The organism is Flexivirga meconopsidis (genome assembly GCF_026162425.1).
GTDB classification, from domain to species: domain Bacteria; phylum Actinomycetota; class Actinomycetes; order Actinomycetales; family Dermatophilaceae; genus Flexivirga; species Flexivirga meconopsidis.
On record NZ_JAOBQJ010000004.1, the window covers coordinates 1 to 25,844 of the forward strand.

Consider the following 25,844-nt stretch of genomic DNA (forward strand, 5'->3'; position numbering starts at 1 on the left):
AGGTCGCGTCCCTGCCGGCTCCTCGTTGCTGTTGTTCACGTCCTGCAGTGTCATGCGTTACTACTCCGGTCCCGCCCCAACCATGGGGCGTGTCACGGACCAGAAACACCGAAATTGCGATAGTCCCCCTGAAGGGGAGTCACGATGGGAACCTCACGCTTCGCCACCCGGACACGAACGATGCTTCGACGGCGACCATCACGGCGCGCGATATGTTCCAGGAACGGCAGGTACCCGCGCTGACGAGTCCGGGTGTTCTCGTAGAGGCCGTCCGCGACCGTGACGCCGTCGTGGGCGTGAAACCGGTAGAAACTCAGCACTGACCGCACCCGCAGCGCGACGGTCGATTCGCCCACCGGGGCACGGCCGCGCCCTTGGCGGACCTCTTGAGCGAAGGAACCGACATCGGCCACGCCAACGGTCTCCCAGCTCTGTGCACGGTCTTCGAGGAACGTCCACCACAACGCCAGGCCACGCGCATACGCCTTGATCGTGTTCGGTGAACACCCTGTCGCGCGCAGGAACTCCAGATATCGCTCAACAGGCCTCACCAAGTAATGATCAGAACCGACCACCGTCCACGTCGTGCTGTCCCCAGTCAATATCCTCTGGCTTGTCGCCACGGTGTCTCCCGATCTCAGGCGGCGCTGACACACTCGATGCCAGATAACTCGCCGCTCACAACCCTCGACCCGACCACAGAGCCCTGTCGCGTATGTCACCGACGCGACGCGACAAGTACAGACAACGGATGATGGCATTTGCAGCCTGGACCCAGGATCTGCGGATCCAGGTCGTCGACGACCAGGAGCTTGAGGAACCGGTCACGTGGTCGAGCGTTCGGGGCGAGTACGTGCCCCTCGCCGATTGCCGGCAACTGGGGGAGCGATGGACGCCGGACTTGCTGCGCGTGACGCGGCAGTATCGAGTGCTGTCCGGCCCGCGAGGCGACTGCCCACTGCCGGACCAGTTGCCGCCGCGGACGACGTAAGCGTGAGCGTCCTCAGGTCCAGTTGACGAGAACCATCGGAGGGAAGCCCATCGCGATGGTGTCCTTAGGGTCGCGGCAGCCATGATCGCCTGAGCCGTTGTCCTGATCGGACCGGGTAACCCCAGATGGGGGAGCTCGAGAGTGGATCAGTCCGAGACGCAGTCCTCCTCGCGAAGCTCTCCCGGTGTCCTGGCGTCAGAGAACGCGCGGCTGGCCAGACCGCGTGCGATGTTCGCAGCGCCGTACCCCGGCGCGGGGTCCAGACGGATGCTGAAGCGCACCATGCTGTCGATCAGCTGCACGTCTTCGTAGAGCCTGCCGGAGCCGGTCATGCGCCGCAGATCCCGTGCCGTGGTGACGAGATGCTCCAGTTCCTCGCTACTGGGCACCGCCCCAGCAACGTCGGGTGCGAAGGAATAGGTCAGCCTCACGGCGCAGGAGCTCATGCCGTGGATTGTGTCGCGACGACCTGACACCGGGTCGCGAGCGGTGCAGGCGCGCCTGGCGGGCGCCTTGTTTGACGACCGCCAGTAATCCCGGGACGGCACCCAATGTCATCGGATTCCTTCCGTGCGCTCCGCCGGATGAAGGGGTAGATCCCCGCCGCGGGATCGCTGGCGAAGGGTGCGGGGTCGGGCGACAGCGCCCGCCGGTGCGCGTCCAACCTCTGGCGCAACCCCTGTCCGGAAAGAAGTTCTGAGAAGAGGGGGAACGCGGTGTTTGTGCAGGTCAACGTGCTGTAGCGGGCAACGTTCCTCCGGCGTTCCCCCTCGCTCGGCCCTCTTGGAGGCACGTAACCGGATACGTCCGCTGGGGACCTTCTGTCTGTCCGATTCGACAGACAGGAACTCAGGCGATGAGCGTTGAAGACTGCCTCGGTCTCTCCTCGAACAGCGAGCTGCTGGCGCAGGCAGACCAGGCGTGGCCGACATGGTGCGAACAACATCCCAGGCTGAGTGCCGCCACCGACACCACGACCATGCGGTCCTGGCTGCGGCAGCACACGACCGAAGAGTGTGACCAGCTACTCCTGTGCCTGGCGGAACTGGCCGCCACCGACGGCGGCAACGACGTCGCGGCGGCCGCCGCCCTCGCCTGGGCGCTGATGCCTGGGGTGTGCTCACTGGCGAACAGGCTGGGCACGCTCGCCCCGGAGATCGATCAAGTCGTCGCCGGACAGCTGTGGCTGGAAGTGCGCACCTTCCCGTGGCGCCGGCTGACCAAGGTCTCCGCCAACATCCTGCTGAACACCCGCGCCGGGGTACTTCGCGAATGCGGCGCCCACTCCCAGCTCGAACGGAGCGACCCGACATGGTCGCGCACCAGCCCGGTCGACCCGTCCCATTGGTTCTGGATGGAGGGACCGGCCGAGCCGAACGACGCGGCCGCCGAGGAACTCCTCCAACTTTTGGAGTGGGCATGCGACCACGACGTCATCACCCCCGCTGACCGGTCGCTGCTGCTGTGCCTGGTCGAGGCGGCCGACCGCACTGCGATCAACCGCACCGGCCGCAGCGGCGCCGGGCTGATGGCCAACGGCCTGAACCAAGAGGTTGCCACCCAGCTGGGGATCTCGGTGCGGACACTGCGCCGCCGCACCCGCCGCAGCATCGACGCCCTGACCGATGCATGCGGACACGGGAAGGCGACGGCATGAGTGACCGCCAGCACCACCATCGGCACCTTAGGTCGGTCGAGGTGATCACAGTGACCGAGACGACGGAAACCCCGGCAGAAGAACCCCAGCACGAGGCTGGACGCAGCACCGCAGACATCGCGGCCTTGTTCGATGTGGCCGGCCGCGAAGAAGAAGCCATCCGCCAGCTCGACGGCTGCATGGCACGCCTGCACGAGGTGCAGCACGCCAAGGCCGCGCTCAAGACCCTGTCGGCGCCGGAACTGCGGGCGGCACTGGAGTTTCGCCGGGCAGCCCTCGGTGGTGAGCCCGCATGACACAGGTACTCACCGAACGGCCCGCCGTCTCCGTCGACGAGCTCAAACGCGCATGGTCGGCGGTGCAGGCCGGAGAATTCCGGGCTAACACCACACGGCCCGCACCGCAGCCCGCCGGCGACCCGCAGCGGGCCCGCACGACCAGCCCGTGGCAGCCCGACCCCACCGAGGTCGTCCTGCCGGTCCTCGGGTGCGGAGGATCCTCCGGGGCCACCACGCTGGCCGTCGCGATCGCCACCGCCGCCGGGGCCGGCTCCCGGGTCGTGGAGTGCGCGTCAGTCACCTCCTCCGGTCTGGCTGCCGCCAGCACCGCGGAACTGGGCGCGTACGAAAGCGCCTGGTGTCGCGGTAGCCGTGACCATGTGCTGCTCGAACGGGTCATCGACGTCCTGACGACCGCCGAAGAGATCCCGCACCCGTCGACCCCCGACCGGCCCGTGACGCTCACCGTGCTGGACATCGGGTGGGAGCTCGGCCAGGTCCTGACCACTCCGGGCTGGATCGGCGACTTCGTCCGTGATGCCAAGCACGTGGTGTTGACCACCACCGCCACTGTGCCCGGCATACGCCGCCTCGAGGGGGCACTCGACCTGCTCGGCAACGACCACTCGTGCGCCGCGGTCCTCGGACCGCGGCGCAAGAAGTGGCCCAAGAGCGTCGAGCACACGGCCGGGCGCGTGACCCGTGACCTGGAACGGCAGGGGCTGCTGTTCGAGATCCCCGAAGAGGCCGCCTTGGCGGTCGACGGGCTCACCGGGGGCCCGCTTCCCAAGCCGCTGCTGTCGGCAGCTGACCAACTCGCCCAGCGCCTGCTGGACGACTCCACGAAAGGAACACCGCAATGATGAGTCAGACGAGTGTGCGCGCGGTCGCTCTGGCGGCCAAGGTCTGCCCGAAGGCGCCGAAAGGCGCCAGTACGGCGATGAACGACATCACCGGCTACGTGATGTGGGGCGTCATCGCTCTCATGGGCTTGGGGATGCTCGTCGGCGTCGGCGGCATCGTCGCCGGTCGCGTCTTCTCGATGCCGCACGCGAGCAAGATGTCGATCATCGGCATCTGTGTCGTGTTCGGCGCGGCGATCGCCTACCTGGTGCTGCCCGGAATGCTGAACGCGGTCATCGGTAAGGGCTGCGTGTGACATGAGTGCACAGCTCGATGGAACCGTTGGCTGGGACCGTCGTCGCCTGGTGTTCGTGCTCGGGGTCGTTGTCGCAGCCGGGGTTGCTCTGATCCTCGGTCTGGGATTTGCGATCTACTTCGCGATCTCCACCGCGATGTCGGGCGGGCAAGGCGACTCCGGGTCGGCCGGGAAACAGTCGCATACCAGCACGCACGCCACCGGCAAGGCTCACCGCGACGCGATCGCGGCCGAGCCGATGCTGACGGTCGACGAGGACGCAGCGCAACCAGCGCCGCCGGCCGCCGTGGCAGCAAAGACGGTCAACATCCCGCAGAGCGCCATACAGGGGCCGGCGGGAGTGCCATCGGGGTTTCCGCACTCTCCGGAGGGTGCGGTCGGCCAGTTGGCCGCCATTGAGCAAGTCGTACTGCAAAGCATGAGCATCCCGCAGGTCGACAGCATCCACGCCAGTTGGGCGATGCCCGGTGCGCCGAGCGTCGCCAAATGGCCACTGACACAGGACGTTCAAACGTTCCTCGGCGACGCTCAAATGGGCGGCACTCTCGACCCCACGAGCACGGTGGTGGTCACTCCTGTCGGTGCCCAAGTCAAGGGCAGCGACGGGCCGGACTGGGTCTTGGCGTGTGTGCTGGTGAAGGTGCACGCCACCATCACTCAGGACGCCCAGATGGGGTACGGCTACTGCGAACGCATGCAGTGGCATAACGGCCGCTGGATGATCGCACCCGGCGCCACGCCTTACCCGGCACCGTCGACCTGGCCAGGTAGTGATGTCAGCAACAAGGCTGGCTGGAAGACCTGGTCTGGCGCAGACGAGGGGTCCGACCAGTGATCCCCGCAATCGGCTGGCCCCATGTCCCCAACCCGTTCAGCTGGCTCGCCGGAGAAGCCGGCAAGGTCGTGACGGGCGGCTGGACGATGGCGATGCTCGGCCTCTGGAACGCCGGACTGTGGATGCTGCGGCTTGTCCTGAACATCATGGACGCGTTCCTGACCCCCGACCTGAGTGAGAACGGAGCCGGATCGCAGGTCTATCAGTACACATTCTGGATCGCCGGATCACTGGTTGTGCTGATGCTGATGATCCAGCTCGGTGTGGCCGCGATCCGTCGCGATGGCAAGAGCATCGCCACCGCCCTCATGGGAACCGGCCAGTTTTCGCTCGTATGGTCCTGCTGGGTCGGCGGCGCCGTCATGGTGCTCGCTGCGGCTGGCGGGCTGGAACGCGCCTTGATGTCAGCACTGCTGAAGGTCAGCTCGTGGTCCGACTGGAGCCCCTTTCAGGACATCAGCACCAAGAGCATCACTGACGGCACGGTCGCCACCGTCCTTGGCGGTATGGGCTGCCTACTCTGGCTGGCCGCGATCGGGCACCTGCTGGTGATGCTGACCCGCGCCGGCGCGCTGCTCGTCCTGTCGACGACCACGCCGATCTCGGCGGCCGGACTGGTCTCTGACGTCGGGCGGCCATGGTTCTGGAAGTCGTTGCGGTGGTTCATCGCCGCTGCCTTCTCGCCCGTCATCATGGTGCTTGTCCTGGGCCTTGGGGTGCAGTTGACCACCGGCGTAGCTACCGGGTTTACCGACTCCACCCAGAAAGCGATCGGCACCGCCGTGCCCGGGGTGGTCTTGATCCTCATCTCCGCGTTTTGCCCGCTCGCTCTCTTCAAGCTGCTCGCGTTCGTCGACCCGGGCACCACCTCGGGAGCCGCGCTCCGCGCCGGCCTCGACGCCCAGGGCGGACTGCAAGGTCTCCTCAGCGGCGGCGGGGGAGCCGAGGATGCGGGGTCCAGTGCTGCGTCGAGCTCGGACGAGAACGGCACCTCCCAGGGAGAAGCATCCGGCGAAGACGCGACCTCGTCCCGCTTCAACAAGGCCGAGGGCGGCATGCTCCAGTCCGCGGGCGGCATGCTCGGCAGTGTCGGTGGAGCCATCGGCGGAGCAGCGTCCAAGGGCCTTGGCGCGATGCAGACCGTCGGCACCCGGGGCGCCGCGATCGGCGCCGATCTGACGAACCAAATGGGTGTCGGGCACAACAACTACTACCCGGACTTCAGTGGCGGGAAGCAGCAAAAGGGCAGCGGCAACAGCAACGGCGGCAAGGACGAGAACCCGGACCGTCACAAGGACGGCGACGGCGGCGGCGACAACGGGCAGGGTGCGGGTCCCAACGACCCCTCGAGTTCGACCCAGAACGACCCGACCACCGGGCAAGGCGCCGACGGCGAACAGGGCCCGACCAACCCCGGGCAGGCCACGCAGGGACCCGAGATGCCGACACCACCCATGCCACCCAATACGTCCCCGGCGGGCGGCGAAGGCGGCGGCCAACAAGGCGGCCAAGGCGGCGGGTCGAAGGGCGGCGGCCAAGGCGGCGGTGGTCCGAAGGGCGGCGCGCCTGGCGGATCCGGCGGCGCCGGCGGTGGAGCAGCAGGAGGCGGCGCCAGCGAAGCGGCCGTCGTTGCGGTGTGAGCGAAGAAGGAGCGAACTGAAATGGCATCGATCTACAACGACTACTCACGCGATCGGATCGGCTGGTTCTTCGGGCTGTCCGGATGGCAGGCCGGGACTCTCGCCGTCGCGGTGCTGCCACCGTGCTGGGCCCTGTCCAAGGGCGCGTGGGCCTCGCTCGGCCTGTTCACGCTGCTGTGGGTGGTGCTGTTCGTCGTCACCGTGACGCCGGTGCGCGGCCGCTCGGCAGTCGGATGGTTCGGGGCGCTGACGCGGTCGGCGGTCGGCGGGCTCTTGGGCTGGACACGGTTCCGGAGCAAGGCGGTCACCGGAGAGATCGACAACCTCGACGACGCCGACTTGCCCGGAGTCATCCAGGCCGTGCAGATCCACGACGGCCCGCCTTCGGGTCCATCGCTGGCTCGGATCGCCGTGATCCAGGACCACGCCACCAAGACATGGGCAGTCACCGCTTCGGTCGTGCATCCCGGGATCGGCCTGAAAGAGGCGGCCGCACGGCTCCAGCAGGGGACGGGGCTCAGTGACCTGCTGGACACCGCGATGCGGACCGAACTCGTCGAAGAGATCATCTTCCTCATTCGCACGGTGCCCGACGATGGTGCCGAGCGAGACCTGTACGTCGAACGGCACCGCCGCAACGGGCCAACGTTGGCGCGACAGGTCAATGACGAGCTCCAGGCCGGCCTGTCCGCAGCGGGCGTGCGCACCGAGGCGTTCTGCACCATCGTCGTCGCGGAGTCGCGGCTGAAGGGTGAAGCCAAGGAGACCGGCGGCGGGCTGGACGGGCGATGCCGCGTCCTGTACAGCCTGATGGCCGAAATCGAGGCCCAGCTGCGCGGCGGCATGGCGATGACCAACGTGGCCTGGCTGACATCCCCGGAACTGGCGCTGGCATGCCGCACCGGGTTCGCCCCGGGTGATCGGGCAAGCGTCGTCGACGCCCTGGCAGCTCGAGAACGCAACACCGACGTGAACACCGACGTCCCCTGGGCGATGGCGGGGCCCTCTGGCGCCGACGCCGCGATGCGGCACTACAGCCACGACGCGTGGAACTCCGTGTCGAGCACCATCAAGCTGCCGACCAAGGGCGCCGTGATGGGAGCCCTAGCGCCGGTGTTGACGCCCGGCGAACCAGGGGAGCGGCGCAGCTTCATGGTCTGCTACCCGATCGTGCGGCAGGCCAAGGCAGATCGGCAACAAGGAAACTCCGAGTGGAAGGCCGACGTTGCCGACGCGCTGCGGAGCAAAGCCAAGGTGAAAGCGCGCGCCCGACAGCGCAACGAAGCTGCCAAGGTTCGCGGCTTGGACACCAAACTCGCCCGCGGCAACGCGCTGATCCGCCCGTACGCCGTGTGCACCGTGACGGCACCCAAGACCGCACGGATCAGCGAGTACGGGCGTCGGCTGGACGCCTCGGTCCGCCGAGCAGGGTTCGCCCCGCTGCGTCTCGACGTCGCCCAGGACGCGGCCTTCGCCGCCTCGACCGTCCCGCTCGGCATCAGCCTCTCCCGGCAGGGGGACGCATGAGGCCTGCACCGAACACGCGCAGCGGCCCGACTCGACGACACGAGCTGCACGATCAACGCCGCTGCGGCCGAATCAAACACGGCAAGGGAGCAACCCTCAAAACCGTTCTCGCGCAATCGATTCAGGAGCAGAAGCGATGATGAAACCACGCCGCAAAGACGGCCGCGATATGGCCCGCCTGCTCCACGACTTCGGGCACGAACTGCCACGGGTCCCCGCACCGGTGCCGACCCCGAAAGACCCGCGGCTGTTCCACTACGCCTCACGTGGCGGAGCCAAACGTCGCGGCCGAGGCTGGGCGCCAGCCAAGGCACCCGTGACCGCTTGGCGGATGACATCGGACCAGGCGCCGGTCCTGTGGCCCTTCGTGGCAACCCCGGGTCTGCCGCCCACCGGCGCGCAGATGGGTATCGACCAGCTCAGCGGCGGCTCGTTCTTCGCCGACCCACTCGGATGGGTCCTGGACGACGAGGTCCCGGTCACCAACCCCAACATCATGCAGTTCGGCAAACCAGGCCGTGGAAAGTCCGGCAACACCAAGGCCTTCTGCCTGCGGATGATGGACTTCGGCTACCGCACGCTGATCCTGGGCGACCCGAAAGACGAATACGAGAAGCTCTGCCAGGCCCTGGGCGTGGAGCCGTTTGCGATCGGCCCCGGAATGCCCGCACGAATCAATCCGCTGGCATTCGGTCCGCTGGGCCAGGGGTGGGAGAAGCTGTCCGCCGAGGAAGCCCAGCGACGTGCCCCGATCATCTTCGGGCGATGGCTCACCCTGGTCCGCGGGCTCGTCGGCTCCCAACGCATCGGCGAAGACCGCGTGCCCTTCGGCCCGGACGAAGGCAACGTCGTCGAGAACGCATTGCGCGTGCTCACTGGATACAGCGCCGGCGCATCGCGGCTGCGGGAAACCACCATCCCGGAACTGTGGTACCTGCTGCACAACCCGACCGAAGAACTGATCGCTGAATGCCGCTACAGCTCGGAGCGTCACTTCCTCGACGAGACACGGTTGCTGCGCAACGCCCTCGGTCAGCTGGTCTCCGGTGCATTGGCCGGAATGTTCGATGCCCACACCACGATCGACGTCGACTGGAAAGCACCGATCCAGAGCCTGAGCCTGCGTCGGCTCGAACCGCTCGGCGATGACGCGATGGGCATCGCGCTGACCTGCATCGGATCGTGGGGGCGCGGCATGCGCGAAATGGCCGACCCCGGAGACCTGCGAGTTGTGGTCCGCGACGAGATCTGGAAGCAATTCCGCCTCGGCCCTGAGGCCGTCAAGGCGTATGACGCGGATCTACGGCTCTCCCGCACTGACGGCGACATCCAGTGGGCCAACGCCCACAAGCCGTCAGACCCGATGTCGGCGGGCGACCAGGGATCGCAAGCCGTCGCGATCGCCAAAGACCTCATGCACCTGGCAGACATCAAAATCCTGATGGGCCAAGACAACGCGATCGGCGACGAACTCGAACAGCTCCTCGGCCTTGGACCCATCGCCCGCTCCCTGATCACCGGCTGGGGCATGCAAGGCAAGGGTCGAGGCCTGTGGGTGGTCGGCGAGCAGATGTACAAAGTGCAGACGGTGCTGCACCCGCTCGAGCGGGAGTTGACCTTCACCAACGAGGCGATCGAGTCGGCGGCCTGAGCCCATGAAGAAGGTCGTCATCGGTCTCGCGATGGTCTTGGCCCTCATGGTGGCCGCACCCCTCGCGGCAGCCGTGATGATCGTCGTGGTGTCTTCCCCAGCCGCCGGGGAAGAGCTCAAAGCGCAGGAATGCCAGTCGGGTTCGACGGTCGCGACCGGCCCATGGCGTGCGCCGACGGCGCAGAAGTACGTCATCACCTCTGGGTTTGGCCACCGGACGTCACCAGGTGGCGGTATTGGTTCCACCTACCACGAAGGCGTCGACATCGCGATGCTCCCCAAGCCGGGGTCGGTGCTCGCCGCCGCGGCCGGCACAGTCAAAGTCGCGGGCCCCTACAGCGGATTGGGGAACGCCGTCGTACTCGACAACGGCTCCGGGGTCTCGACGACCTACGGCCACATGGCCAAGCTCGACGCGAAGATCAAGGTCGGATCGAAGGTCACCATCGGGCAGCGCCTTGGGCTGGAAGGGTCGACAGGAAACTCGACCGGCAACCACCTGCACTTCGGCGTCACAGAGAACGGCAAGTACATCAACCCCGTGCCGTTCATGAGCCAGCACGGCGCACCCCTGAACGGGCAGCGCGTCGCACCGCCCCCGCCGAAGAAGACTCCTCCGGGCGACCCCGGCGGCGAAGGCGGGATCGGTTTCCCGCTGCCGCCGCCCGGGAAGCCACGGAAGGCGTCGCTGCACAACCCGCCCATCGTCATCCCCAGCGCGATCAAGGCGTTCTACGTGAAGGCCGCCAAGCACTACAAATTGCCGTGGACCCTGCTGGCCGGAATCGGCATGGAAGAGACCTCGCACGGATTCAATCTGGGGGTGAGCTCAGCCGGGGCCCAGGGGCTGATGCAGTTCATGCCCTCGACCTGGGCGACATACGGGGTCGACGGCGACGGCGACGGCAAAGCCGACATCGACAACAACGCCGATTCCATCATGACGGCGGCGAACTATCTGACAAAGCTCGGAGTGACCACCGGCGGAGCAGCAGGCGTCAAAAGGGCAATCTTCGGATACAACCACGCCCAGTGGTACGTCAACGACGTGCTGTACTACGCCGCCAAATACGGTGGCGGCACCGTGCAAGGGGACCCCACCGAGTGCGGTACCGGGAAGGGCAACGGGAACCCAGACCTGCCGCCGCTGAAGAGCAAACGAGTGAAGAAACTGCTCACCTGGGCCAAGAACCACCTAGGTGACAACTACGTGATGGGGGCCAACGGACCACACACCTGGGACTGCTCCAGCTTCGCCTCGGCGGCATACCGACAGATAGGTATCACCATGCCCAGGACCGCCCAAGTGCAGCAGAAGTGGCTGGCGTCCGGGAACGGATTCCGGGTGTCACCCAGCGATGCCAAGCCCGGCGACCTGATCTTCTTCGACAGCTACCTCGGCCCCAACGCCATCGGCCACGTCGAAATGGTCTTTAACCCCGCCACACACCAAGCGATAGGTGCGCAGAACCCGAAAATCGGAGTCGCGATGACCGACTACTCGCATGACATGAAGAACAAGCACATCTTCCAGGTGTGGCGGGTAGGTGACATCGCGGATAGCGGCAAACACACAATGTAAATAGTTGTAGTTAGTTAGTAGTGGGCGGGCCGACGACACGTCGGCCGGTGGAGCCGCCGCACTGATCGGCGGCAGCGTGGCCGTTCAGTTCCGCAGCACCGGCCGGGTTGTGACCTACCGTGAGATCGACCATCACCGATCAGTAGAGAGGCCTTCCCGATGCAGCGGGTGCAGATCATCCTTGAGGACGACATCGACGGATCGCCGGCCGACGAAACCGTGCAGGTCGGGCTCGACGGAAGGCAGTACGAGATCGACTTGAGCGCTGCGCACGCCGCCGAACTGCGCGACAACCTGGCACCGTTCATCCAGGTTGCCCGCCGCTCGCAGACGGGGCGCAAGACCGCTCGACCGACACGGGCAGTGCCGACGGGCGTCGACAACGCCGCAGTGCGTGCGTGGGCGAAGGCCCACAAGATCGAGGTCTCACCTCGTGGCCGCATCGCCCAGCAGGTGATTGACAAATACCTCGCCGCCGGGAACTGATCTACTCCTGGGCTGCCCCGCAGGTGTGTTGGAGCACCTGCGGGTCTGTTCGGGGCAAGCCCCGAACGGAAGGAAGGAATTGAGGTTCATCCTGGACCCGATCGTAGCGGCGAACCACACGCGGAGCTCGTCAGGCAGACAGGCCATCGGGCGGCTCTGCGCGTCATTCCAAGCGCCGTATCGGTGCTGGTGCCAGCTGGCACGATGACGTGCATGAGCGGCGCGCTCGGCGACCCGGACGGGCATGGTCAGTTCGGCATCCTCGACGAGGACGCGGACGGGCTGCTCTGCCATGAATGCGGTCGGCGGCTCACCCACCTCGGCCTGCACGCCTGGAAGAGTCACGGCATCACCGCCGCCGAGTACCGCCAGGCGCACGGCCTCGCGCGCAGCAGAGGTCTCGTCGCCAGCGACACCCTCGCAACGATCCGAGCCAACGGCCGCCGGAACTACGGCACCAACGGCCGCTTCGTTGACGCGCGCGATCCCGCCGCCGCGACGGCAGCACGGCTGGGCGCCGGTGCCGGCATGTCGCCTGCGGGACTCGCGGCCAGCCGCGCCCGCCCGGGCCGTGCCCGGCTCGGCACCGTAGTCGTCTGCCGGTGGTGCGGTGCTCAGTTTTGCCCGCTCACGAGTGCTCGGCGGCGCCGGTTCTGCTCGAAGTCCTGCGCCAGCAAGGCGACACGGGCCAGACGACAGTGATTCAAGCGCTGCCTGACGCCGACTTCATGCGATCCCGGTGACCGCCGGAGGCCCTTGAACGTCCTTCGGGTTGGTGAACCGATCTAGGAGGAGTCATGCAGAAAGCTCGTCGCCGCGACCCCGTCCCGTGGACGTGGGAGATCCCGTTCGCGATCACGGTGGCCATCTTGGTCGTGTTATCGCTCGGCGTGCAGCTGGGTCGAGCGATCGCGAACCTGTTGTCGGGGGACGGTTGGACGTGGGCACCCAGAGCCGAGCTGTTCAGTAGCTTGCCCGGTGTCCTGGGCGGCCACGCCGATAGCGGCCTCACTGGCGCAGGCCACGGCGCCGGCGTGCATCTGTTGTGGGCGTGCGTGATCGTCGTCGAACTGGGCCTGATCGTGGCCGCAGGCTGGGGCGTGAAAGCTGGGATGGACCGCTTGGGACCGAACCGACTACGCGGAATGGCCAGCCGTGGCGAGGCCGAGCAACTACTGGGCCGGTCGCGGCTGCGGGAGGTCGCGCCGGTGATCCGACCGGACCTGTACGGCAAGAGGAGCAGCCGATGAGGGCGTTACGGGTAGACCCGGCCGAGGTCGGCTGGAAGATCGGCACGGCGCACGAGCCACGCGGTGGCGAGCTGTGGCAGCCATGGGACCGTACCGCCGGCGTGATCGGACCCCAGGGCTCCGGTAAAACCCTCGATCTGCTGATCCCAGCGCTACTCGGCGCACCCGGTGGGGCGTTGGTCACACTGACCAAGCTCGACGACCTCCTACTGAGCCTGACCGCCCGGCGGCGGGACGGGCGACCGTGCGTGGTGCTCGACCCCTTCGGGCTGGCCAGCGGACTGGACGAGCTGATCTTCGACCCGATCGCCGGCTGCGTCGACTCGATGATCGCTGAACGCCGAGCCAAAGCGTTCACCGCCGGCACCGTCAAAGGAGCCATCCAGGGAGGACAGGGCGATGACGCCGCCCGGTTCTACGCCGCCGAGGCGGCCAAGGTCCTCCAGGCCTATTTCCACGCTGCCGCACTGAGTGGCAGGACCCTGGAAGACGTGCTGCGGTGGGTGGCGAATCCGCAGAGCACCACCGACCCGACCGAGATCTTGCGCGAGCACCCACACGCAGCGCCGTTCTGGCACGGACTACTGCACGGGGCGTTGAACGGCGACGATCGCACCGCCGGCAACACCATCACCACGGTGCAGCAAGCGATGAGCCTGTTCTTCCAGCAGGACATCCGCCGCCGGTGCGTGCCCGGAGAAGGCCGGCCGGCAACCGACATCGCCAAGGTCATCCAGCAGGGCGGGACGATCTACCTGCTCGGCCGCGAAGACCCGTACGCCAGCGCATCGCCGCTGATGACCGCGGTCGCCGAGCATGTCCTCGATATGTCGCTACTGGCGGCCAACAACACACCGTGGGGCAGGTTGTGCCCACCATTCCTGGCCTGCCTGGACGAGCTGCCGTCAACAGCGCCGCTGCCGACACTGCGGACCCGAATGGCCAACGAACGAGCCCTGGGGTTGTCGTTCATCTACGCGGCGCAGACCTGGCGACAGCTGTCCTCGATCTTCGGTGAGAACGATGCCCGAGCGTTGTTCGGGTTGACCAACACGCTGATCATGTTCGGCGGCTCCAAGGACGTGGCGTTCAACCAAGAGATCTCCGACCTGGTCGGCATGGTCCGGGTCTCACGCACCAGCTGGCAGACCGGGCAGATGGGCGGGCGCACCACCTCGGGGGAGGACATCGCGATCCTGCGGCCGGAGGAGATCCGGCAGTTGGAGGAGCGGCATGCCCTGGTGATCGCCGAGAACGGCAAGCCGATCATCGCCCGCTTGCATCGGTCCATCGACGGAGCCGCAGGTAAGCAACTGCTGGCCGAACAGGACAAGCTGCGGGTCTCTTTGGCGGCCGTCCGCAGCAAGGCCATCACACCCGAAGCCCGCACAACCGCAGCCCTGGTGGAAGCCAAGCGCCGGGGCCTGACCGTTGACAGGAGTCAGCAGTGAATACCGACGCCGCGCGCGAACCCCAGGTCGCCTCGATGGTGCGACCCTTCCCGGAAGGCGGCAGCATGGTGCGGCTGGCCTACCGGGAGCTCAGCATCGCCGCCAACGGCGACAAGGACCAGGTCAAGGCTCTCGGACCGTTGCACATGCTGCCTCGGCCGTGGGATCCGCCGACGTGTCGGCGACCCGAATTGCGCGAACAGCTGTGGGAGTGGCTGGAGGAAGTCGTCAGCTGGCTCAATCGGGAGTACACCTGGGACGTGACCGGGGCGATCCCTCCCTGTTGGCCTCAACACCCTCATCTGGTGCACGAGATCGCGGTGCTGGCGGACCAACGTCGCCGCGCGGGCCTTGCCTTCGACAGCAACGCGATGGAGGAATGGCACCGCTACGCGCTGCCGGCGTTCGCCGACCGGATGCGCAACCGGCTCAAAGATCACTGCGAGGACGGGCACCAAGGCTGGCCGGGCCGCGGCCGGTATGCCCGGTTCACAAGCGACCAGTCGGTGCACGAGCGGCAGGAGACCTACGCCGCCGACGTTCGCACGACCGCACTCGGCCGCAGGATCGAGCACAAGGTCGCGGAGGAGAGCCGCCCCCGGCTGGCGTCGGTCAACCTGGACACCGGCGAGCTGGGCGATTTACCCGAGGGTCCTCAACCGGAGTAGTCGAAGATCAGGGCGCGAAGACCGCCACGGCGATGAGTGAGCCCAGCAGCATCCACGGTCCGAACGCGATCCGAGTGCTGCTGGGTTTGCCGCGCCGTGTGACCGCGACCCACGCCAGGCACAACAACGAGGACAGCAACATCGCCCACCACAGCACACCAAGGCCGACAGCCCCGAGGGCGAGACCCAGGACGGCCGCGAGCTTGACGTCGCCGAGTCCGACCGCGCCACCGCCGACCAGGTGCAACGTGAGGTAGCAGCCGCCGGCCAGGACGAGGCCGACTCCACCCAGGACCGGCACCTGGAGCCGGTGCGTCGTGGCCGAGACAACGACGACCGCGATTAGGGAGGCGACTGCAACCGGTCCGAGCACGCGATCCGGCAGCCGGTGCACGTCCAGGTCGACCGCGGCGAGCCACGGCCCGGTGACGGCCAATGGCGCCAGTAACAGCAACGCCCACGGCCGGTCGGGTGACAACCGCAGGCCCAGGGCCGTGGCAGCTATCACGGCAGTCGGCAGCACCCATGCCGCCGAGGACGGCTGCGGGAGAACAGCTTCGTGGTCGTAGCGGTACCGCAGGGTGCGTAGGTTGCGGACGCTCAGGACCCCGGTGAGTGCGCCGACCAGTGCCGCGGCCACGGTGAAACCTGCGGTGTCCATGGCGCTGACGGTACGGGAATTGGCAGCTCGCGCCGTTGCGTCATCCACAGCCTCCGGCGCGCTACGTGTAGTTCCTCAGCGCCGGGGTGCGCGCAGGCGAACGGTCATGTTCGGTGCCGGATCCGGCCGGGACGGATCTCGACGCCTGCTGACCTGCTGGGCCTCGGCGCGATCCAGGTCAGTCGACGGGCCGCGGTCGCTGCTGGTGGAGGTCGTAGACATCCGCTGGGGTGTGCGTACGAGGCTCTCGGAGATCGTGAAGTCGGCGTGCCGGCCATGGTTGGACGTGAACCCAAACCTCCGATACAGCCGGTCGAGGCCGGCACGGGACGAACCGAATGAGGTGTCCGGGGTGCCCGCGAGAATCCAGCCGTGACGATCGGCGGCCGCCGTCAGTTCGCAAAGAGTCTGAGTCCCAATGCCGTTACGGCGCAACGGCTTCGGAACTTGTAGCAAGGCGATCACGATCAGGTCGTCGCGAAGTGCCGTGATGCGCAGTTGCTGGACGTTGCCTGGCTCGAGCAGCCGGGCCCGCAGCGCCGCAACCTGCTCGACGACGGCAGGGCTGGTCATCGGCGAGGACCGACCGGGCGATCGGTCGGTGCCGTGGTCGGTGCGCGCCGCTCCTGCGCAGCACCCGACTGAGGTGTGCCGGAAACTGGTCCGCCGGTGTCGACCTGGACGTCGAGCGTCGCGACCAGGCGGTAGCGCAGGTCCTGGGCTGGCTGCTCGGCCAACGGACGTTCAGCGACCAGCTGGCGCGCGACTGCCGGCACGTCGTGCCCTTCGGCGGCTGCCTGGTCGAGCATCTGCGCCAACGCCGGCCAGTCGGCCTGCCGGGGGAGTCGAGGGTCGAGTTCGCCGGCGAGACCGGCCCACCGTTCGTGCGGTGGCAGCTGCGCGGCCTGCTTCATGCGATCTCGCACCTCCGCAACCTGGTCGAGCTGGGTGCGCGCCGCCTGGCGGCGATCGCCCACCCAGGAGTCGGCGGCCGGGATCAAGTCGCGCTGTGCCATAGCGGTGCTGATGTGCAGCCGGTCGGAGATACGTGTCGTCCCGTCCTGCCAGTGCCGGGCCGGGCGGGCAGCGATGATCTGTGCCCCGGCCGTGCGGGCCTGGCCCGGAGGCAGGTTGGTCAGCCGCTCTTCCAGCAGCGAATTGGCCAGCGCGTTCGGCTGCTTGAGCGCCTCACGCAGCGCGGCCGGCCCGCGCAGCGTGTACATGTCGGCCGGGTCGAGACCGGACGGGAATGTGGCGTGGCCGGAGTCCAGGTCGTGGGGGGCCAGGAGCCAGTAGTCGCGCTCGGCGGCTACCTGTCCGGACAGGTTCTCGTCGTTGTCCGTGGCGACGATCAGCCACGGGTCGAACTCTGTCGCGGAGGAGTCAAGATCGGAGGCGGTGCCCGCGCCAAAGTGTTCCCGGATCGCAGCGAGCTGCTGGGACTGTTCCTCGGTGAGGGAGGTGCCCAGCGGGGCGACCCCGACCAGCTGCCCCGCCGAGGCGAGGGTGATCGCGATGGCGTCCATCGGACCCTCGACGAGCACGGGCCGCGCGCCGTTCTCGTAGAGATCGTTGCCCGCGACATACAACTGCGCACCCATGGCGAACAGTGAGGTGGTCGGACTGTTGAGGTATTTCGGGCCGCTCTTGTCCTTGTCCGTGAGGTCGGGGTGCCGGCGTCCTACGAAGCCCAGGACGACATCGCCGCCGGCGAAGGGCACGGGCTCGAAGTTCTCCCAGCCGTCGCGACGGTGGACGATCGGCAAGACCAGGCGATTGACGAAGTGGTCGCGGATCCGCCCGGTCGACTCGTTCCGTTTCGCGACACCGGCCGCGACCATTTCCTCGTCGCTGACGCCCAAGGTGCGCAGGTGCTTGACCAGGCGCTCCCACCCCGGCGGGGCGAAGCCGGGCCGGAATCGTTCATCCGCGGCGAGATCGTCGCCGAACCGGTCGACCAGGTGCTGTGCGGCCCACGACCCGGGCAGCTGCTGGCGGTAATACGCGAGGGTGAGCGTGTTGATGTGCGCGATCCGGTCGTTGCTGACCGGGCTGCTCGCGAACCGCATCGCACGGTCGGCGGACCGGTCCATCTGTTCGTCGGAGATCTCCAGCGGTCCGAGGGCATCACGGCGCAGCTCGGCCAGGAGCAGCTGCCGCTCCAGGTCGTCCTCGTCGATCTCGTCCACCAGGTCCGGCGGTGGTTCGTCCTCGAGCGGCGGGTGCTGATCGACGGTGACGTCGGGGGGCAACATCACGACGGCATCGTCGGGCAACGGGACGTGTTCCCACAGGTCCTCGTCCTCGTCGGGGTAGGCGTCGTAATGCTCGTCGGGGACGGGGTCCATCGCAACGGACAACCGCCAGATCAAGGCCTGGCAGGGATCGTCGCCAGGCTCCAGCGGCTGTGCTGCTTCACTGCGGAACAAGTCTTCGACCGACCACCCGCGCTGAAGCGCGCGGTCCACGGTGGTGACCAGGGTGGGCCACCACGGGCTGGCCTGCACTTCGCCTGCGCGGTCCTGACCCAGCAGCTCCGGCAGGCGCGGCGTCCAGCCGGCCTCAACGTGGCGGTCCTTGTCGACCTGTTCGGCGACCGCCGGGGACAGGTGACGACTGATGCGCCACCACAACGCGGCAGCGGAGTGATCGTCGGGCAGGGCGCCCGTCGCGGCAGCACGCCGCAGCATGCCGGCGGCGTCGACCCCGGAGCGGGCCATCGCAGCGAGCCGTTCGGCCAGGATCGGCGCGAACGGGTCGCTGCCGGTGGCACGGGAGGCAGCGGCGATCTGCGGGCCCCATTCCTCCATCGCGGGCGCACGGTCGCCGACGAGCCGCTCATTCAGCTTGCGCTGCCAGATCGCGGCCGCCTTCTGCATCTGCGCCCGACCGGTGGGACGCCGGTCGGCGTCGTCGACGAGCATCGCGGCCCGCCATACCGCCACGTCGCCCAGCACCGCATCGGCGGGCCGGCCGGCACCGGCGGATGCCCAGCTCGGCGTCGTACCGGTGGCTGATTCCTCACGAACAGTGGCTGCCAGGTCGGTGACCTTCGCGGCCCGCTGGACCAGGTAGGAGCCCCACACCGTGTTCTCGGACAGGGACGAAGGCACGCCGGGGATCCACGGCAGCGGTCCTCGGCCGCCGCCACGCAGGCCGGTGTCGTCCAGCCGCCAGTCCAGCACCGCAGCGGTGTCGCCGGCTGTGTCGAGCTCACGAGACTCGGCGGCCGCGCGCAGCTGCACGATCGGGTCGACGCCGTGAGCGCTGGTGAGGATCAGGTGGGCGCGCAACGCCGGCCAGGCGGGCTGCTCGGTGACGTCGGGGACCACACGCTCGACATCCGCTTCCAAAGCGGCGACCTTCTCCGTGCCCAACTGATGCTCGGCCGCGGTGTACAGGGCATCGAGGTAACGCTGCGTTGCCTGACCGAGCAGCGTCGCCGGCTCGCTCTGCTCGCGCAGCATGGTGGTTGCCGACCGGGGTGCGTCGTCGCGCGCCAGGATCTGCTCGAGTAGGTCGGTCGGGGTCAGCGGGTGGGTCATCTCCGGGCGGATAACGCTGTGCGGGTCACCGTCGCCGACGACCTCCAGGTACACGTGGTTGGACTGCTTTCCGCGGGTCAACATCGTGTACAGCTGCTGCCGTGATTCGTCACCGCTGGCGAGCCCGTGCATGGTGTCCACCGACACGCCCTGAGCCGTGTGCACCGTCGTTGCGTAGCCCAGCTCGGTGTTCTTGCTGACGTAGTCCGCCGGCAGGGTCACCAGCCGGCCGCTCTGGGTGTGCTGCACCCGCAGCTGGCCGTCGTCGATCTCGAGCACGCTCCAGCGGTCGCCGTTCTTCACCCAATCGGTCGAGGATGACCGCAGCCGGCGATCGTTGGAGCGGGTGATGATCAGTTCGCCGACGCTGGCCAGGTTGCCGTCCGCCAGGCGCACCGTCGGCCCCTGTTCGCCGGGGTCGTCGACGGCGTCGTCACCGGCGCCCTCGAGTCGGTGCGCGCGGGCGCGTTGGTTGAGTTCGCTGACCAGCTCGCGGGTCGGCGCGAGCATGATGGAGTCCAGACCCTTGCCGCGGTCGGCTTGCCACGCCCCGAACACGTCCTCGGTCATGGTCGCCAGGTCACCGACGTGGACCCGGTCCCGATCCAGATAGAACCCGAGCGACTCGGGCCGACCTTCGCGCAGCGCGAGGGATGCGGCACCCTCGGCGGGGTCGACGAACCGGACGAGTTCGGTCAGTCGGCAGGCGCCGTGGGTGGTTTGGATGTCCCGCAGGACACCGCCGGCGCCGATGGCGGCCAACTGCTGGTCGTCGCCGATCAAGCGCACGCTGCCGCCTCGGTCGAGGACGAACTGGACTGCCAGATCGAGGGAGATTGTGTCGGCCATGCCGGCCTCGTCGAGCACGACCAGCGTCTTAGGCCCGATATCGGTGGCCGACACCCGCCAGGGCGCCAGCGGCGCCCCCTCGGCAACCTGTTTCGCGCCGGCGGGGGCGTACCAGGAGCGGGCCTGCGGATCCCAACGGGCCCCCGCGGCCTTTGCCTCGTTCTTCTCGCTGATCGGGACGTCAAGCCAGGTGCGGGCGTTCGGGTCGCGGCTGGTGAGCTCGTGCACGAGCTTGGCCAGGGTGTCGGTACTGGTGTCGATCTGGGACCGCAGTGCCGCCGCTGCGGCCGCGGACGGGGCGAGCCCCAGCACCTGGCCACCGCCTTCGATCCACGCGCCGGACAAGGCCCGCATGGCGGTCGTCTTGCCGGACCCGGCGGGCGCGATCGCCAGCTGGAGGCGTGCCCCGGAGGTGGCCATCTCACGCACCAGCGATGTCTGGCCGGCATTGAGTGTGACCCCGTTGGCAATGCTCTCCATGAGGGCCATATCGACCGCTGATTCATCGACGGCGAGCCCATCGGTGCGGCTGGCAGCCTCCACCAGCCGCTTCTCGGCCGCGATCACCTTGGTCGATGTAAACAGGTCGGCGCCGGCCACCGTGTAGACCGAGGACCCGTCCCGGCGCCGCTGGGGCTCCGGCTCGATGATGTCGCGCTCAGGGCGGGCCATCGACACCGAGATCTTCAGGGCACGGGCGACCACCTGGTCGACGAGTTCCGGCATGCGCTTGGGTGATGCTCCCGCGCCGCGGATCTGTCGTTCGGCCTCGGCACGCACGTGCCAGACCTGCCAGTTGGACCGCCGGTTTTCCATCTGTGTGATGACCGTCCGGGCCGTCTTGGTGACGTCGACCCGGGCGTACCGGCTTAGCCTTTTGGGAAGCGTGATCCCAACGTTTCCGAGAGCATCGAGGCGATGCCCTTGTCGCCGCCGAGGATCTCGCGCGCCTGCTCCCGCCAGGTTGCGCGCTGCTCGGCGAGGGTGCGTGGCTCGTGCTTCGGGTCGCGAGTTTCCAGGGTGGCCTGCTGGGATAGCTGAACCGCTTCGATGGGTGTCGGCGGCCGGCCGTGCGCGCGCTGAAAGTCGGTGGCGAGTTCGTCACGGCGGACCTCGATCGCCACACGACGAGACGACCACCGTTCCCGCAGGCGCGGATCGACGCCCACCAACTCCCGGACCGGGCGCTTGCGCGGGTCGCCGTCCGGGCGTTCCTCGAACTCGACCCCCAGGTCGGTGGCCAGGTGCCGCTCCAACGAGCTGTTGTAGACCTCCGAGGCTGCCACGGTCGCCTTGAACAAGACCCTGCCGTCGATCGCCAGCCACTTGCCGCCGAGCGTCTGCACCTTGTTCGCGACGGCCACATGTGTGTGCAGCAGCGGCTCGCCGGCGCGCGAATCGCGGTGCGTGAAGGCTGTGGCAACCAAGCCCTTGACGTCGACCTGGCGGACTCCGTTGGTTCCCTCTCTGGAGTACAGCGCGTTCTCCTCGATGAAATCGAGAGCGTCCTTCATGGCTGACTGGTGCGCGCGCTCGACCCGAGCGGCGATCGCCGGATCGGCCAACGCCCACAGCACCGCCACGCTCTTCACCGGCTTGAAGGTCAGGTCGAACCCCGCGACCGCCTTCGTTTTCGGGCGTGAGTGCTGGGCGATGGTGCCGGACAACTCGCGAGCGTCCTGGGGATCACGGCCGTGTTCGGCCCGGAAGAACTCCCGACCGACCTCGGTGCGGATCCGGGCTCGGTCCTCGGCAGGAACCGGCCAATCCCTGGGAAGTCCCTGCTCCTCGTTGAGGTCGGCCAGCCGCTTCGCCACCTCGATCCGGTAGGTGGAGACGTCGTTCTCGTACACCTTGAACGGCACCCCGAGCCGGGTCGCCGCTCGGTAATCCGCGTTCGTCAGGTCTGGGCCCTGGAGAGCTTCCCGCCGTTCATGGGCAAGGGGATGGTGCCCGGAACCGAACAGAGCCTGCATCTGCTCCGCGGTGACGACGTCTCCGGCGGACAGGCCGTCGATCCCGGCCATCCCGGACCCCACCCAGACGCCGGGGGCCTCGCCCTTTTCGCTGTAGTACGACGCGAGGCCGGTGTGGCCCTTGTCGGTGGCGTCCATGGCCGCCACCTGGCGGGTCAGATAGTCGTATCCGGAGCCTGCTGTCAGCTTGTGAATGCTCATCGTCACACCTCCCGAAGGGGCGGGATCCGCCCTGGCGGTCACAAATTGAAAAATCAACAAAAACCGGGAATGCAAGAGCTGTGTAGGGCTTCGACTTCCAAGGTTCAGGAGGGGGAACGGGCGAGGGGTCGTGGCTGGCTGGCTGGACGGGAACTCAGGTGGTCGGCGGTGGCCGCTGACGGAGGTCGGGATGTCTTAGGGGGGTGCGATGGTTCGACACGAGAAAGGTGCACATCGATGGGCAAGCAGACGATCAGGCAGGAAGCTCGGCGAGCGGCGCTGGATGCGCAATCCAAGAGGCGCGAGGAACGCGCGGAGCGAGAGCGCCGGGTGGAGGCCCTCGCGATCAAGGTGCTGGTCGCGATCCGCGAACGCGAGGCGGCCGACCGGCGCGCGGGTGAGGCGCTGACGGAGATGATCGAGACCGAGCGGCTCTCGGCGCGCGAGGCCGTGCAGTGGTGCGGCGATGAGGTGAGCACGCGCGAAGTCGCACGACTACGGCGCGTGGCGGCGGATGCCGCCGACCAGGCCGCACAGGAGGACGACGGCGCTGGCGCGGACACCGGCGCGGACGCGCCCACCTCGGCGGCGTCGTGAGCCGGTGAGCGCGCGGCGGCTCGGGCCGGGCGGCGTGGCCGCGCTGGCTGAGGCACTGGCGGACCCTGAAGTCGTCGCGCGCTATGCGGCCAAGGTGGTGCAGGTTCCGGGCACTGAGTGCGCCTGGTGGACCGGTGCGATCAGCGGGCGCGGGCACGGTCGGTTCTGGTTCGGTCACGACCGCGTGGTCGTTGCCCATCGGTTCGCGTTCGGCCTGGTCCACGGCGCCGACGCACTCGACGCGGTGCGCGTGCTGGGTCACAAGTGCGACAACCCGCTGTGTCAGCGAGTCGCGCCGGGGCATGTCGTCGCGTCGTCGGCGGCCGAGAACCGGCGCGAGTGGGTTGCCCGTCGCGCGTTGACCGGTTCCCCGCTGGGCGACCCGCGCGGGGCACGACGCCGCGCACGCGAATTACGCGATATGGCGCGTCGGGATCCGCGTGAGGTCGCCGACGACTTGGAGCGGCTGCGGGCGCTGTTCGGGGAGCAGCTCGCGCTGTGGTGAGACGCGACAAGGCGACCGGCTCGGGTGAGCCGGTCGCCTTGTCTTGTCAGGGCAGGAACTACACGGGCAGGCACTCGACAATCTCGGCGGTGTTGGCGATGCCGGTCAACGCGGCTGCCAGGGCGCGAGCGGTGCGCGGGGTGACGGTGAGGACATCGCCCTCGACCGCGACGACGACGGTCGCCGGGCCGTCGTCGTCACGGCGTACGGCGGCGGTCAACACGTTGCCGTCGCCGTCGTGGAAAACGACGGACTCGCCCAGCACCAGCTGGATGCCGTCCGGGTGGGCGGTGACGCCGTCGCGTCGGGTTGTGGTCATGAGGGTGACTCCTTGCTGATCGGTTGCGGTGGTGGTGGACGGTGACGCCGCGTCGCGTGGATCGGCGCGGCGTCACCGTTGCTCGGGTGGATCAGGCCGGGACGAGCTCGTCCCACGCGGTGCGCTTGACCCGCGTCAGGTCGTCGCTGGTGAGCAACCGGGTCGCGCGAGCGGACGCCTGGTCGCGGTTGCCGGCCCGCACGGGGGAGAAGTGGTCGATGTACTCCACGACCGCCTGGTAGCCGGCCCACGCGGTGCCCCGGATGCCGGCCTGCGTCTCGGCGTCGTGCCACAGGTGCGACAGCTTCGCGTTGCGCTCTCGGTGCGCGTTGCGCGTGCGCACCGACGCGGACGACGGTTCGGGGAAGCAGCGACGCACCAGCGAGTCGAACTCGGCGTCGGTCATCGTGGTCTGGATCAGCTTCTCGGCCTCGGCCTCGAACTCTTCGCAGTAGGCGAGAGTCAGCCCCAGGGCGTCGCGGGCCTCCTGCACGGCGCTCTTGGCGTTGGCCGTGTGCCGAATGCTGAAACTGGACACGTGGTCGCGCAGCGCGGCGGCTTGGGTGTTCGCGCACACCACGCGCACGGGCGTGATCACGATGCGGAACGCCGACGACCCGTCGTGACTGTTCAAGGCGGCAATGTTGAGGTCGACGCGATCAGATCCGCCCACCTTCAGCGACTCCGGTAGCCGCATGGTGACGAACACCTGGCGGCCTCCGCGCAGCGAGCCTGCGGTCTCGAAGACTGCGCCGGATTCGTGCGACAACGTGTTGAGGAACGCGGCGTGCTCCTCGTTCTGCAAGGGCGTATATCCGGAGCCGACGACGCCAAGTGCCTCGGCCTCTTCGGTGAACGGGTTGGTGCGCACGGTCGCGAACCCTGGCGCGGCCATCGTCGTGACGCCGTCCTCGGTGATCTCGGTCGCGGTGAGCGGCACCTTGCGGACGTTCCAATTGCCCAGGTGGCCGAGCGTCATCGCTTCTTCGGCGGTGAACGCGCGGTCGCGCACGACGGTGCCGAGCCGGTGCCACGCGTCCTTGCGCGCGAAGACCGCAGCGGCCTGGTCGCCGTGGGTTTCGATCTGGTGAGCCATGAGTGGTTCCTCTCGGGTGGTTCTCTGTCCTGACAAACTCAATTCTAGTTTTTCTACTCTACTGAGTTGAGTTGTCCACAGGGGCAGACGAATTCGCGGTCGATGTGTCGGCATGCTGTGCGCGGGCTAGCTGGTACTCGGCGCGCGCGGCCGCGTCGCGGGACCGGTAGGTGATGTCGCCCGGTCGCCGGTCGCAGACGATGCGCCATTTGCGGTCCGGGTAGTTGCGACTGACGCAGCCAATCGCGCCGTTGGGGTAGCGCACTTCGAGGACGTACCAGCCGCCGTGCCGCCACCGGGCATAGGTGAACGCGGAAGGCGTGTCGGACGGGGTTGCGGGGGCCGCGCTCATGAGGGGTCACCGGTCGCCGCGCGGACCTGGTCCAGTGCGCGGTTCAGCAGCTCCTGGAGCTCCTCGCCGCTGCCCTCGATGACGGTCACCTCATCGCACGCGAGCAGCAGCGCGAGGGGTGCGTCGACGACCTCCGTGCCGAGTTCGCACCCGGCAGTCACAACCTCGGTGCTGGCCGTGCGGGCGCGCATCCATTCGTAGCGCACGCTCATCGTGTTGCCTCCTTCGCGGTCGCGGCCAGCCGGTGAAACACGCGCCGCCCTCCTTGCATGACCGCGACGGCCTCGATGCCGTACTCCGACGCGTGCTCCAGCTGAGCCTCGGCGGCGGCAATGGCGCGTGCGCGGGTCGGGATCATCGCCGCGTGGAACTTCAAACGTGTGGTGCCGTATGACGGGGTGACGAACACGAATCGTCGCTCCCCGGCGAACCGGACTTTGAGGAAGGCGCACACCTCGTCACGGGTGTCGGCGGCGGTGTCGGGCGTAGTGGTGCTCATGGATGGGTGTCCTTTCGGGAGGGCCGGTGGCGTGCACTGCGCGTGCACGCCACCGGCCATCAAGTGGGG

The 25,844-nt window shown here is 68.0% G+C and carries 28 protein-coding genes; 17 read left to right on the plus strand and 11 right to left on the minus strand.

Annotated elements, in window-relative coordinates; translation table 11 throughout:
- Nucleotides 1-92: 92 nt before the first annotated feature.
- Nucleotides 93-623, minus strand: coding sequence for a site-specific integrase (locus N2M23_RS13385; RefSeq protein WP_265446186.1), 531 nt, complete (start codon nucleotides 621-623; stop codon nucleotides 93-95).
- Nucleotides 624-751: 128 nt separating this feature from the next.
- Between N2M23_RS13385 and N2M23_RS13390 the strand changes: the two genes are divergently transcribed.
- Nucleotides 752-991: a hypothetical protein gene (locus N2M23_RS13390; RefSeq protein WP_265446188.1), complete on the plus strand. Its 240-nt coding sequence runs from the start codon at nucleotides 752-754 to the stop codon at nucleotides 989-991.
- 146 nt (nucleotides 992-1,137) lie between these two features.
- Here the strand turns inward: N2M23_RS13390 and N2M23_RS13395 are convergent, their stop codons facing one another.
- On the minus strand, nucleotides 1,138-1,437 hold the full coding sequence (locus tag N2M23_RS13395) for a hypothetical protein (protein ID WP_171157322.1): 300 nt from the start codon (nucleotides 1,435-1,437) through the stop codon (nucleotides 1,138-1,140).
- Nucleotides 1,438-1,847: 410 nt separating this feature from the next.
- On the opposite strand from N2M23_RS13395, the gene N2M23_RS13400 reads away from it, so the two are divergent.
- The 14 genes from N2M23_RS13400 to N2M23_RS13475 all read left to right on the plus strand — a co-directional run bounded on the left by N2M23_RS13400 (nucleotide 1,848) and on the right by N2M23_RS13475 (nucleotide 15,175).
- The gene (locus N2M23_RS13400; protein ID WP_171157324.1) at nucleotides 1,848-2,648 is read left to right on the plus strand and encodes a hypothetical protein; all 801 of its coding nucleotides are present in this window, start codon (nucleotides 1,848-1,850) and stop codon (nucleotides 2,646-2,648) included.
- Nucleotides 2,645-2,944 (plus strand): hypothetical protein, encoded by a 300-nt coding sequence (locus N2M23_RS13405; RefSeq protein ID WP_171157325.1) that lies wholly within the window; start codon nucleotides 2,645-2,647, stop codon nucleotides 2,942-2,944. The genes N2M23_RS13400 and N2M23_RS13405 overlap by 4 nt, the downstream gene beginning before the upstream one ends.
- Nucleotides 2,941-3,789 carry a hypothetical protein gene (locus N2M23_RS13410; protein ID WP_171157328.1) on the plus strand — a complete coding sequence of 283 codons (849 nt, stop codon included), beginning with the start codon at nucleotides 2,941-2,943 and terminating at the stop codon, nucleotides 3,787-3,789. Before N2M23_RS13405 ends, N2M23_RS13410 begins: the two co-directional genes overlap by 4 nt.
- A complete protein-coding gene (locus N2M23_RS13415; RefSeq protein WP_171158494.1) occupies nucleotides 3,789-4,085 on the plus strand; it encodes a hypothetical protein in 297 nt (98 codons plus the stop codon). The genes N2M23_RS13410 and N2M23_RS13415 overlap by 1 nt, the downstream gene beginning before the upstream one ends.
- Nucleotide 4,086: 1 nt before the next feature.
- Nucleotides 4,087-4,920 carry a hypothetical protein gene (locus N2M23_RS13420; RefSeq protein WP_265446191.1) on the plus strand — a complete coding sequence of 278 codons (834 nt, stop codon included), beginning with the start codon at nucleotides 4,087-4,089 and terminating at the stop codon, nucleotides 4,918-4,920.
- Nucleotides 4,917-6,560, plus strand: coding sequence for a TrbL/VirB6 family protein (locus tag N2M23_RS13425; RefSeq protein ID WP_265446193.1), 1,644 nt, complete (start codon nucleotides 4,917-4,919; stop codon nucleotides 6,558-6,560). Before N2M23_RS13420 ends, N2M23_RS13425 begins: the two co-directional genes overlap by 4 nt.
- Before the next feature lie 21 nt (nucleotides 6,561-6,581).
- Complete coding sequence (locus N2M23_RS13430; RefSeq protein ID WP_171157333.1) at nucleotides 6,582-8,087, plus strand: SCO6880 family protein; 1,506 nt, start codon at nucleotides 6,582-6,584, stop codon at nucleotides 8,085-8,087.
- A 136-nt stretch (nucleotides 8,088-8,223) separates the two neighbouring features.
- Nucleotides 8,224-9,738, plus strand: coding sequence for an ATP-binding protein (locus tag N2M23_RS13435; protein WP_171157335.1), 1,515 nt, complete (start codon nucleotides 8,224-8,226; stop codon nucleotides 9,736-9,738).
- A 4-nt stretch (nucleotides 9,739-9,742) separates the two neighbouring features.
- Nucleotides 9,743-11,320 (plus strand): peptidoglycan DD-metalloendopeptidase family protein, encoded by a 1,578-nt coding sequence (locus N2M23_RS20765; protein WP_171157337.1) that lies wholly within the window; start codon nucleotides 9,743-9,745, stop codon nucleotides 11,318-11,320.
- 159 nt (nucleotides 11,321-11,479) lie between these two features.
- Nucleotides 11,480-11,806 carry a histone-like nucleoid-structuring protein Lsr2 gene (locus N2M23_RS13455; RefSeq protein ID WP_171157339.1) on the plus strand — a complete coding sequence of 109 codons (327 nt, stop codon included), beginning with the start codon at nucleotides 11,480-11,482 and terminating at the stop codon, nucleotides 11,804-11,806.
- A 213-nt stretch (nucleotides 11,807-12,019) separates the two neighbouring features.
- Nucleotides 12,020-12,508 carry a MucR family transcriptional regulator gene (locus tag N2M23_RS13460; RefSeq protein ID WP_171157342.1) on the plus strand — a complete coding sequence of 163 codons (489 nt, stop codon included), beginning with the start codon at nucleotides 12,020-12,022 and terminating at the stop codon, nucleotides 12,506-12,508.
- Nucleotides 12,509-12,603: 95 nt separating this feature from the next.
- On the plus strand, nucleotides 12,604-13,056 hold the full coding sequence (locus N2M23_RS13465; RefSeq protein WP_265446197.1) for a hypothetical protein: 453 nt from the start codon (nucleotides 12,604-12,606) through the stop codon (nucleotides 13,054-13,056).
- On the plus strand, nucleotides 13,053-14,507 hold the full coding sequence (locus N2M23_RS13470; RefSeq protein WP_171157347.1) for a type IV secretory system conjugative DNA transfer family protein: 1,455 nt from the start codon (nucleotides 13,053-13,055) through the stop codon (nucleotides 14,505-14,507). The genes N2M23_RS13465 and N2M23_RS13470 overlap by 4 nt, the downstream gene beginning before the upstream one ends.
- The gene (locus N2M23_RS13475) at nucleotides 14,504-15,175 is read left to right on the plus strand and encodes a hypothetical protein (RefSeq protein ID WP_212756093.1); all 672 of its coding nucleotides are present in this window, start codon (nucleotides 14,504-14,506) and stop codon (nucleotides 15,173-15,175) included. Before N2M23_RS13470 ends, N2M23_RS13475 begins: the two co-directional genes overlap by 4 nt.
- Nucleotides 15,176-15,182: 7 nt before the next feature.
- Here N2M23_RS13475 and N2M23_RS13480 read toward each other — a convergent pair whose 3' ends face one another.
- The 4 genes from N2M23_RS13480 to mobF all read right to left on the minus strand — a co-directional run bounded on the left by N2M23_RS13480 (nucleotide 15,183) and on the right by mobF (nucleotide 22,407).
- Entirely contained in the window at nucleotides 15,183-15,836 is a 654-nt protein-coding gene (locus N2M23_RS13480; RefSeq protein WP_171157349.1) for a prepilin peptidase, read from the minus strand.
- Nucleotides 15,837-15,911: 75 nt separating this feature from the next.
- Nucleotides 15,912-16,409 (minus strand): hypothetical protein, encoded by a 498-nt coding sequence (locus N2M23_RS13485; protein WP_171157351.1) that lies wholly within the window; start codon nucleotides 16,407-16,409, stop codon nucleotides 15,912-15,914.
- On the minus strand, nucleotides 16,406-21,046 hold the full coding sequence (locus N2M23_RS13490; protein WP_265446201.1) for an AAA family ATPase: 4,641 nt from the start codon (nucleotides 21,044-21,046) through the stop codon (nucleotides 16,406-16,408). Before N2M23_RS13490 ends, N2M23_RS13485 begins: the two co-directional genes overlap by 4 nt.
- Nucleotides 21,047-21,099: 53 nt before the next feature.
- Nucleotides 21,100-22,407: a MobF family relaxase gene (mobF, locus tag N2M23_RS13495; RefSeq protein ID WP_212756095.1), complete on the minus strand. Its 1,308-nt coding sequence runs from the start codon at nucleotides 22,405-22,407 to the stop codon at nucleotides 21,100-21,102.
- A gap of 237 nt (nucleotides 22,408-22,644) precedes the next feature.
- Here mobF and N2M23_RS13500 point away from each other — a divergent pair, with 237 nt between their 5' ends.
- Both N2M23_RS13500 and N2M23_RS13505 read left to right on the plus strand, forming a co-directional pair.
- The gene (locus N2M23_RS13500; protein ID WP_171157353.1) at nucleotides 22,645-23,004 is read left to right on the plus strand and encodes a hypothetical protein; all 360 of its coding nucleotides are present in this window, start codon (nucleotides 22,645-22,647) and stop codon (nucleotides 23,002-23,004) included.
- A 4-nt stretch (nucleotides 23,005-23,008) separates the two neighbouring features.
- Complete coding sequence (locus N2M23_RS13505) at nucleotides 23,009-23,509, plus strand: hypothetical protein (RefSeq protein WP_171157355.1); 501 nt, start codon at nucleotides 23,009-23,011, stop codon at nucleotides 23,507-23,509.
- 58 nt (nucleotides 23,510-23,567) lie between these two features.
- Here N2M23_RS13505 and N2M23_RS13510 read toward each other — a convergent pair whose 3' ends face one another.
- The 5 genes from N2M23_RS13510 to N2M23_RS13530 all read right to left on the minus strand — a co-directional run bounded on the left by N2M23_RS13510 (nucleotide 23,568) and on the right by N2M23_RS13530 (nucleotide 25,775).
- On the minus strand, nucleotides 23,568-23,828 hold the full coding sequence (locus tag N2M23_RS13510; protein WP_171157358.1) for a hypothetical protein: 261 nt from the start codon (nucleotides 23,826-23,828) through the stop codon (nucleotides 23,568-23,570).
- Nucleotides 23,829-23,919: 91 nt separating this feature from the next.
- Nucleotides 23,920-24,924: a DUF932 domain-containing protein gene (locus tag N2M23_RS13515; protein ID WP_265446206.1), complete on the minus strand. Its 1,005-nt coding sequence runs from the start codon at nucleotides 24,922-24,924 to the stop codon at nucleotides 23,920-23,922.
- 58 nt (nucleotides 24,925-24,982) lie between these two features.
- Nucleotides 24,983-25,276 carry a hypothetical protein gene (locus N2M23_RS13520; RefSeq protein ID WP_171157362.1) on the minus strand — a complete coding sequence of 98 codons (294 nt, stop codon included), beginning with the start codon at nucleotides 25,274-25,276 and terminating at the stop codon, nucleotides 24,983-24,985.
- Nucleotides 25,273-25,488: a hypothetical protein gene (locus N2M23_RS13525; RefSeq protein ID WP_171157364.1), complete on the minus strand. Its 216-nt coding sequence runs from the start codon at nucleotides 25,486-25,488 to the stop codon at nucleotides 25,273-25,275. Before N2M23_RS13525 ends, N2M23_RS13520 begins: the two co-directional genes overlap by 4 nt.
- Entirely contained in the window at nucleotides 25,485-25,775 is a 291-nt protein-coding gene (locus tag N2M23_RS13530; RefSeq protein WP_171157366.1) for a hypothetical protein, read from the minus strand. Before N2M23_RS13530 ends, N2M23_RS13525 begins: the two co-directional genes overlap by 4 nt.
- Nucleotides 25,776-25,844 lie beyond the last annotated feature (69 nt).

What these genes read in the sequence shown, in the direction of transcription:
- N2M23_RS13525 (WP_171157364.1), bottom strand. Translation starts at nt 25,488, where the DNA reads ATGAGCGTGCGCTACGAATGGATGCGCGCCCGCACGGCCAGCACCGAG.
- N2M23_RS13500 (WP_171157353.1), top strand. Translation starts at nt 22,645, where the DNA reads ATGGGCAAGCAGACGATCAGGCAGGAAGCTCGGCGAGCGGCGCTGGAT.
- N2M23_RS13400 (WP_171157324.1), top strand. Translation starts at nt 1,848, where the DNA reads ATGAGCGTTGAAGACTGCCTCGGTCTCTCCTCGAACAGCGAGCTGCTG.
- N2M23_RS13520 (WP_171157362.1), bottom strand. Translation starts at nt 25,276, where the DNA reads ATGAGCGCGGCCCCCGCAACCCCGTCCGACACGCCTTCCGCGTTCACC.
- N2M23_RS13390 (WP_265446188.1), top strand. Translation starts at nt 752, where the DNA reads ATGATGGCATTTGCAGCCTGGACCCAGGATCTGCGGATCCAGGTCGTC.
- N2M23_RS13465 (WP_265446197.1), top strand. Translation starts at nt 12,604, where the DNA reads ATGCAGAAAGCTCGTCGCCGCGACCCCGTCCCGTGGACGTGGGAGATC.
- N2M23_RS13510 (WP_171157358.1), bottom strand. Translation starts at nt 23,828, where the DNA reads ATGACCACAACCCGACGCGACGGCGTCACCGCCCACCCGGACGGCATC.
- N2M23_RS13460 (WP_171157342.1), top strand. Translation starts at nt 12,020, where the DNA reads ATGAGCGGCGCGCTCGGCGACCCGGACGGGCATGGTCAGTTCGGCATC.
- N2M23_RS13395 (WP_171157322.1), bottom strand. Translation starts at nt 1,437, where the DNA reads ATGAGCTCCTGCGCCGTGAGGCTGACCTATTCCTTCGCACCCGACGTT.
- N2M23_RS13430 (WP_171157333.1), top strand. Translation starts at nt 6,582, where the DNA reads ATGGCATCGATCTACAACGACTACTCACGCGATCGGATCGGCTGGTTC.
- N2M23_RS13530 (WP_171157366.1), bottom strand. Translation starts at nt 25,775, where the DNA reads ATGAGCACCACTACGCCCGACACCGCCGCCGACACCCGTGACGAGGTG.
- N2M23_RS20765 (WP_171157337.1), top strand. Translation starts at nt 9,743, where the DNA reads ATGAAGAAGGTCGTCATCGGTCTCGCGATGGTCTTGGCCCTCATGGTG.
- N2M23_RS13405 (WP_171157325.1), top strand. Translation starts at nt 2,645, where the DNA reads ATGAGTGACCGCCAGCACCACCATCGGCACCTTAGGTCGGTCGAGGTG.
- N2M23_RS13410 (WP_171157328.1), top strand. Translation starts at nt 2,941, where the DNA reads ATGACACAGGTACTCACCGAACGGCCCGCCGTCTCCGTCGACGAGCTC.
- N2M23_RS13455 (WP_171157339.1), top strand. Translation starts at nt 11,480, where the DNA reads ATGCAGCGGGTGCAGATCATCCTTGAGGACGACATCGACGGATCGCCG.
- N2M23_RS13480 (WP_171157349.1), bottom strand. Translation starts at nt 15,836, where the DNA reads ATGGACACCGCAGGTTTCACCGTGGCCGCGGCACTGGTCGGCGCACTC.
- mobF (WP_212756095.1), bottom strand. Translation starts at nt 22,407, where the DNA reads ATGAGCATTCACAAGCTGACAGCAGGCTCCGGATACGACTATCTGACC.
- N2M23_RS13490 (WP_265446201.1), bottom strand. Translation starts at nt 21,046, where the DNA reads ATGGAAAACCGGCGGTCCAACTGGCAGGTCTGGCACGTGCGTGCCGAG.
- N2M23_RS13435 (WP_171157335.1), top strand. Translation starts at nt 8,224, where the DNA reads ATGATGAAACCACGCCGCAAAGACGGCCGCGATATGGCCCGCCTGCTC.
- N2M23_RS13415 (WP_171158494.1), top strand. Translation starts at nt 3,789, where the DNA reads ATGAGTCAGACGAGTGTGCGCGCGGTCGCTCTGGCGGCCAAGGTCTGC.
- N2M23_RS13515 (WP_265446206.1), bottom strand. Translation starts at nt 24,924, where the DNA reads ATGGCTCACCAGATCGAAACCCACGGCGACCAGGCCGCTGCGGTCTTC.
- N2M23_RS13470 (WP_171157347.1), top strand. Translation starts at nt 13,053, where the DNA reads ATGAGGGCGTTACGGGTAGACCCGGCCGAGGTCGGCTGGAAGATCGGC.
- N2M23_RS13485 (WP_171157351.1), bottom strand. Translation starts at nt 16,409, where the DNA reads ATGACCAGCCCTGCCGTCGTCGAGCAGGTTGCGGCGCTGCGGGCCCGG.
- N2M23_RS13420 (WP_265446191.1), top strand. Translation starts at nt 4,087, where the DNA reads ATGAGTGCACAGCTCGATGGAACCGTTGGCTGGGACCGTCGTCGCCTG.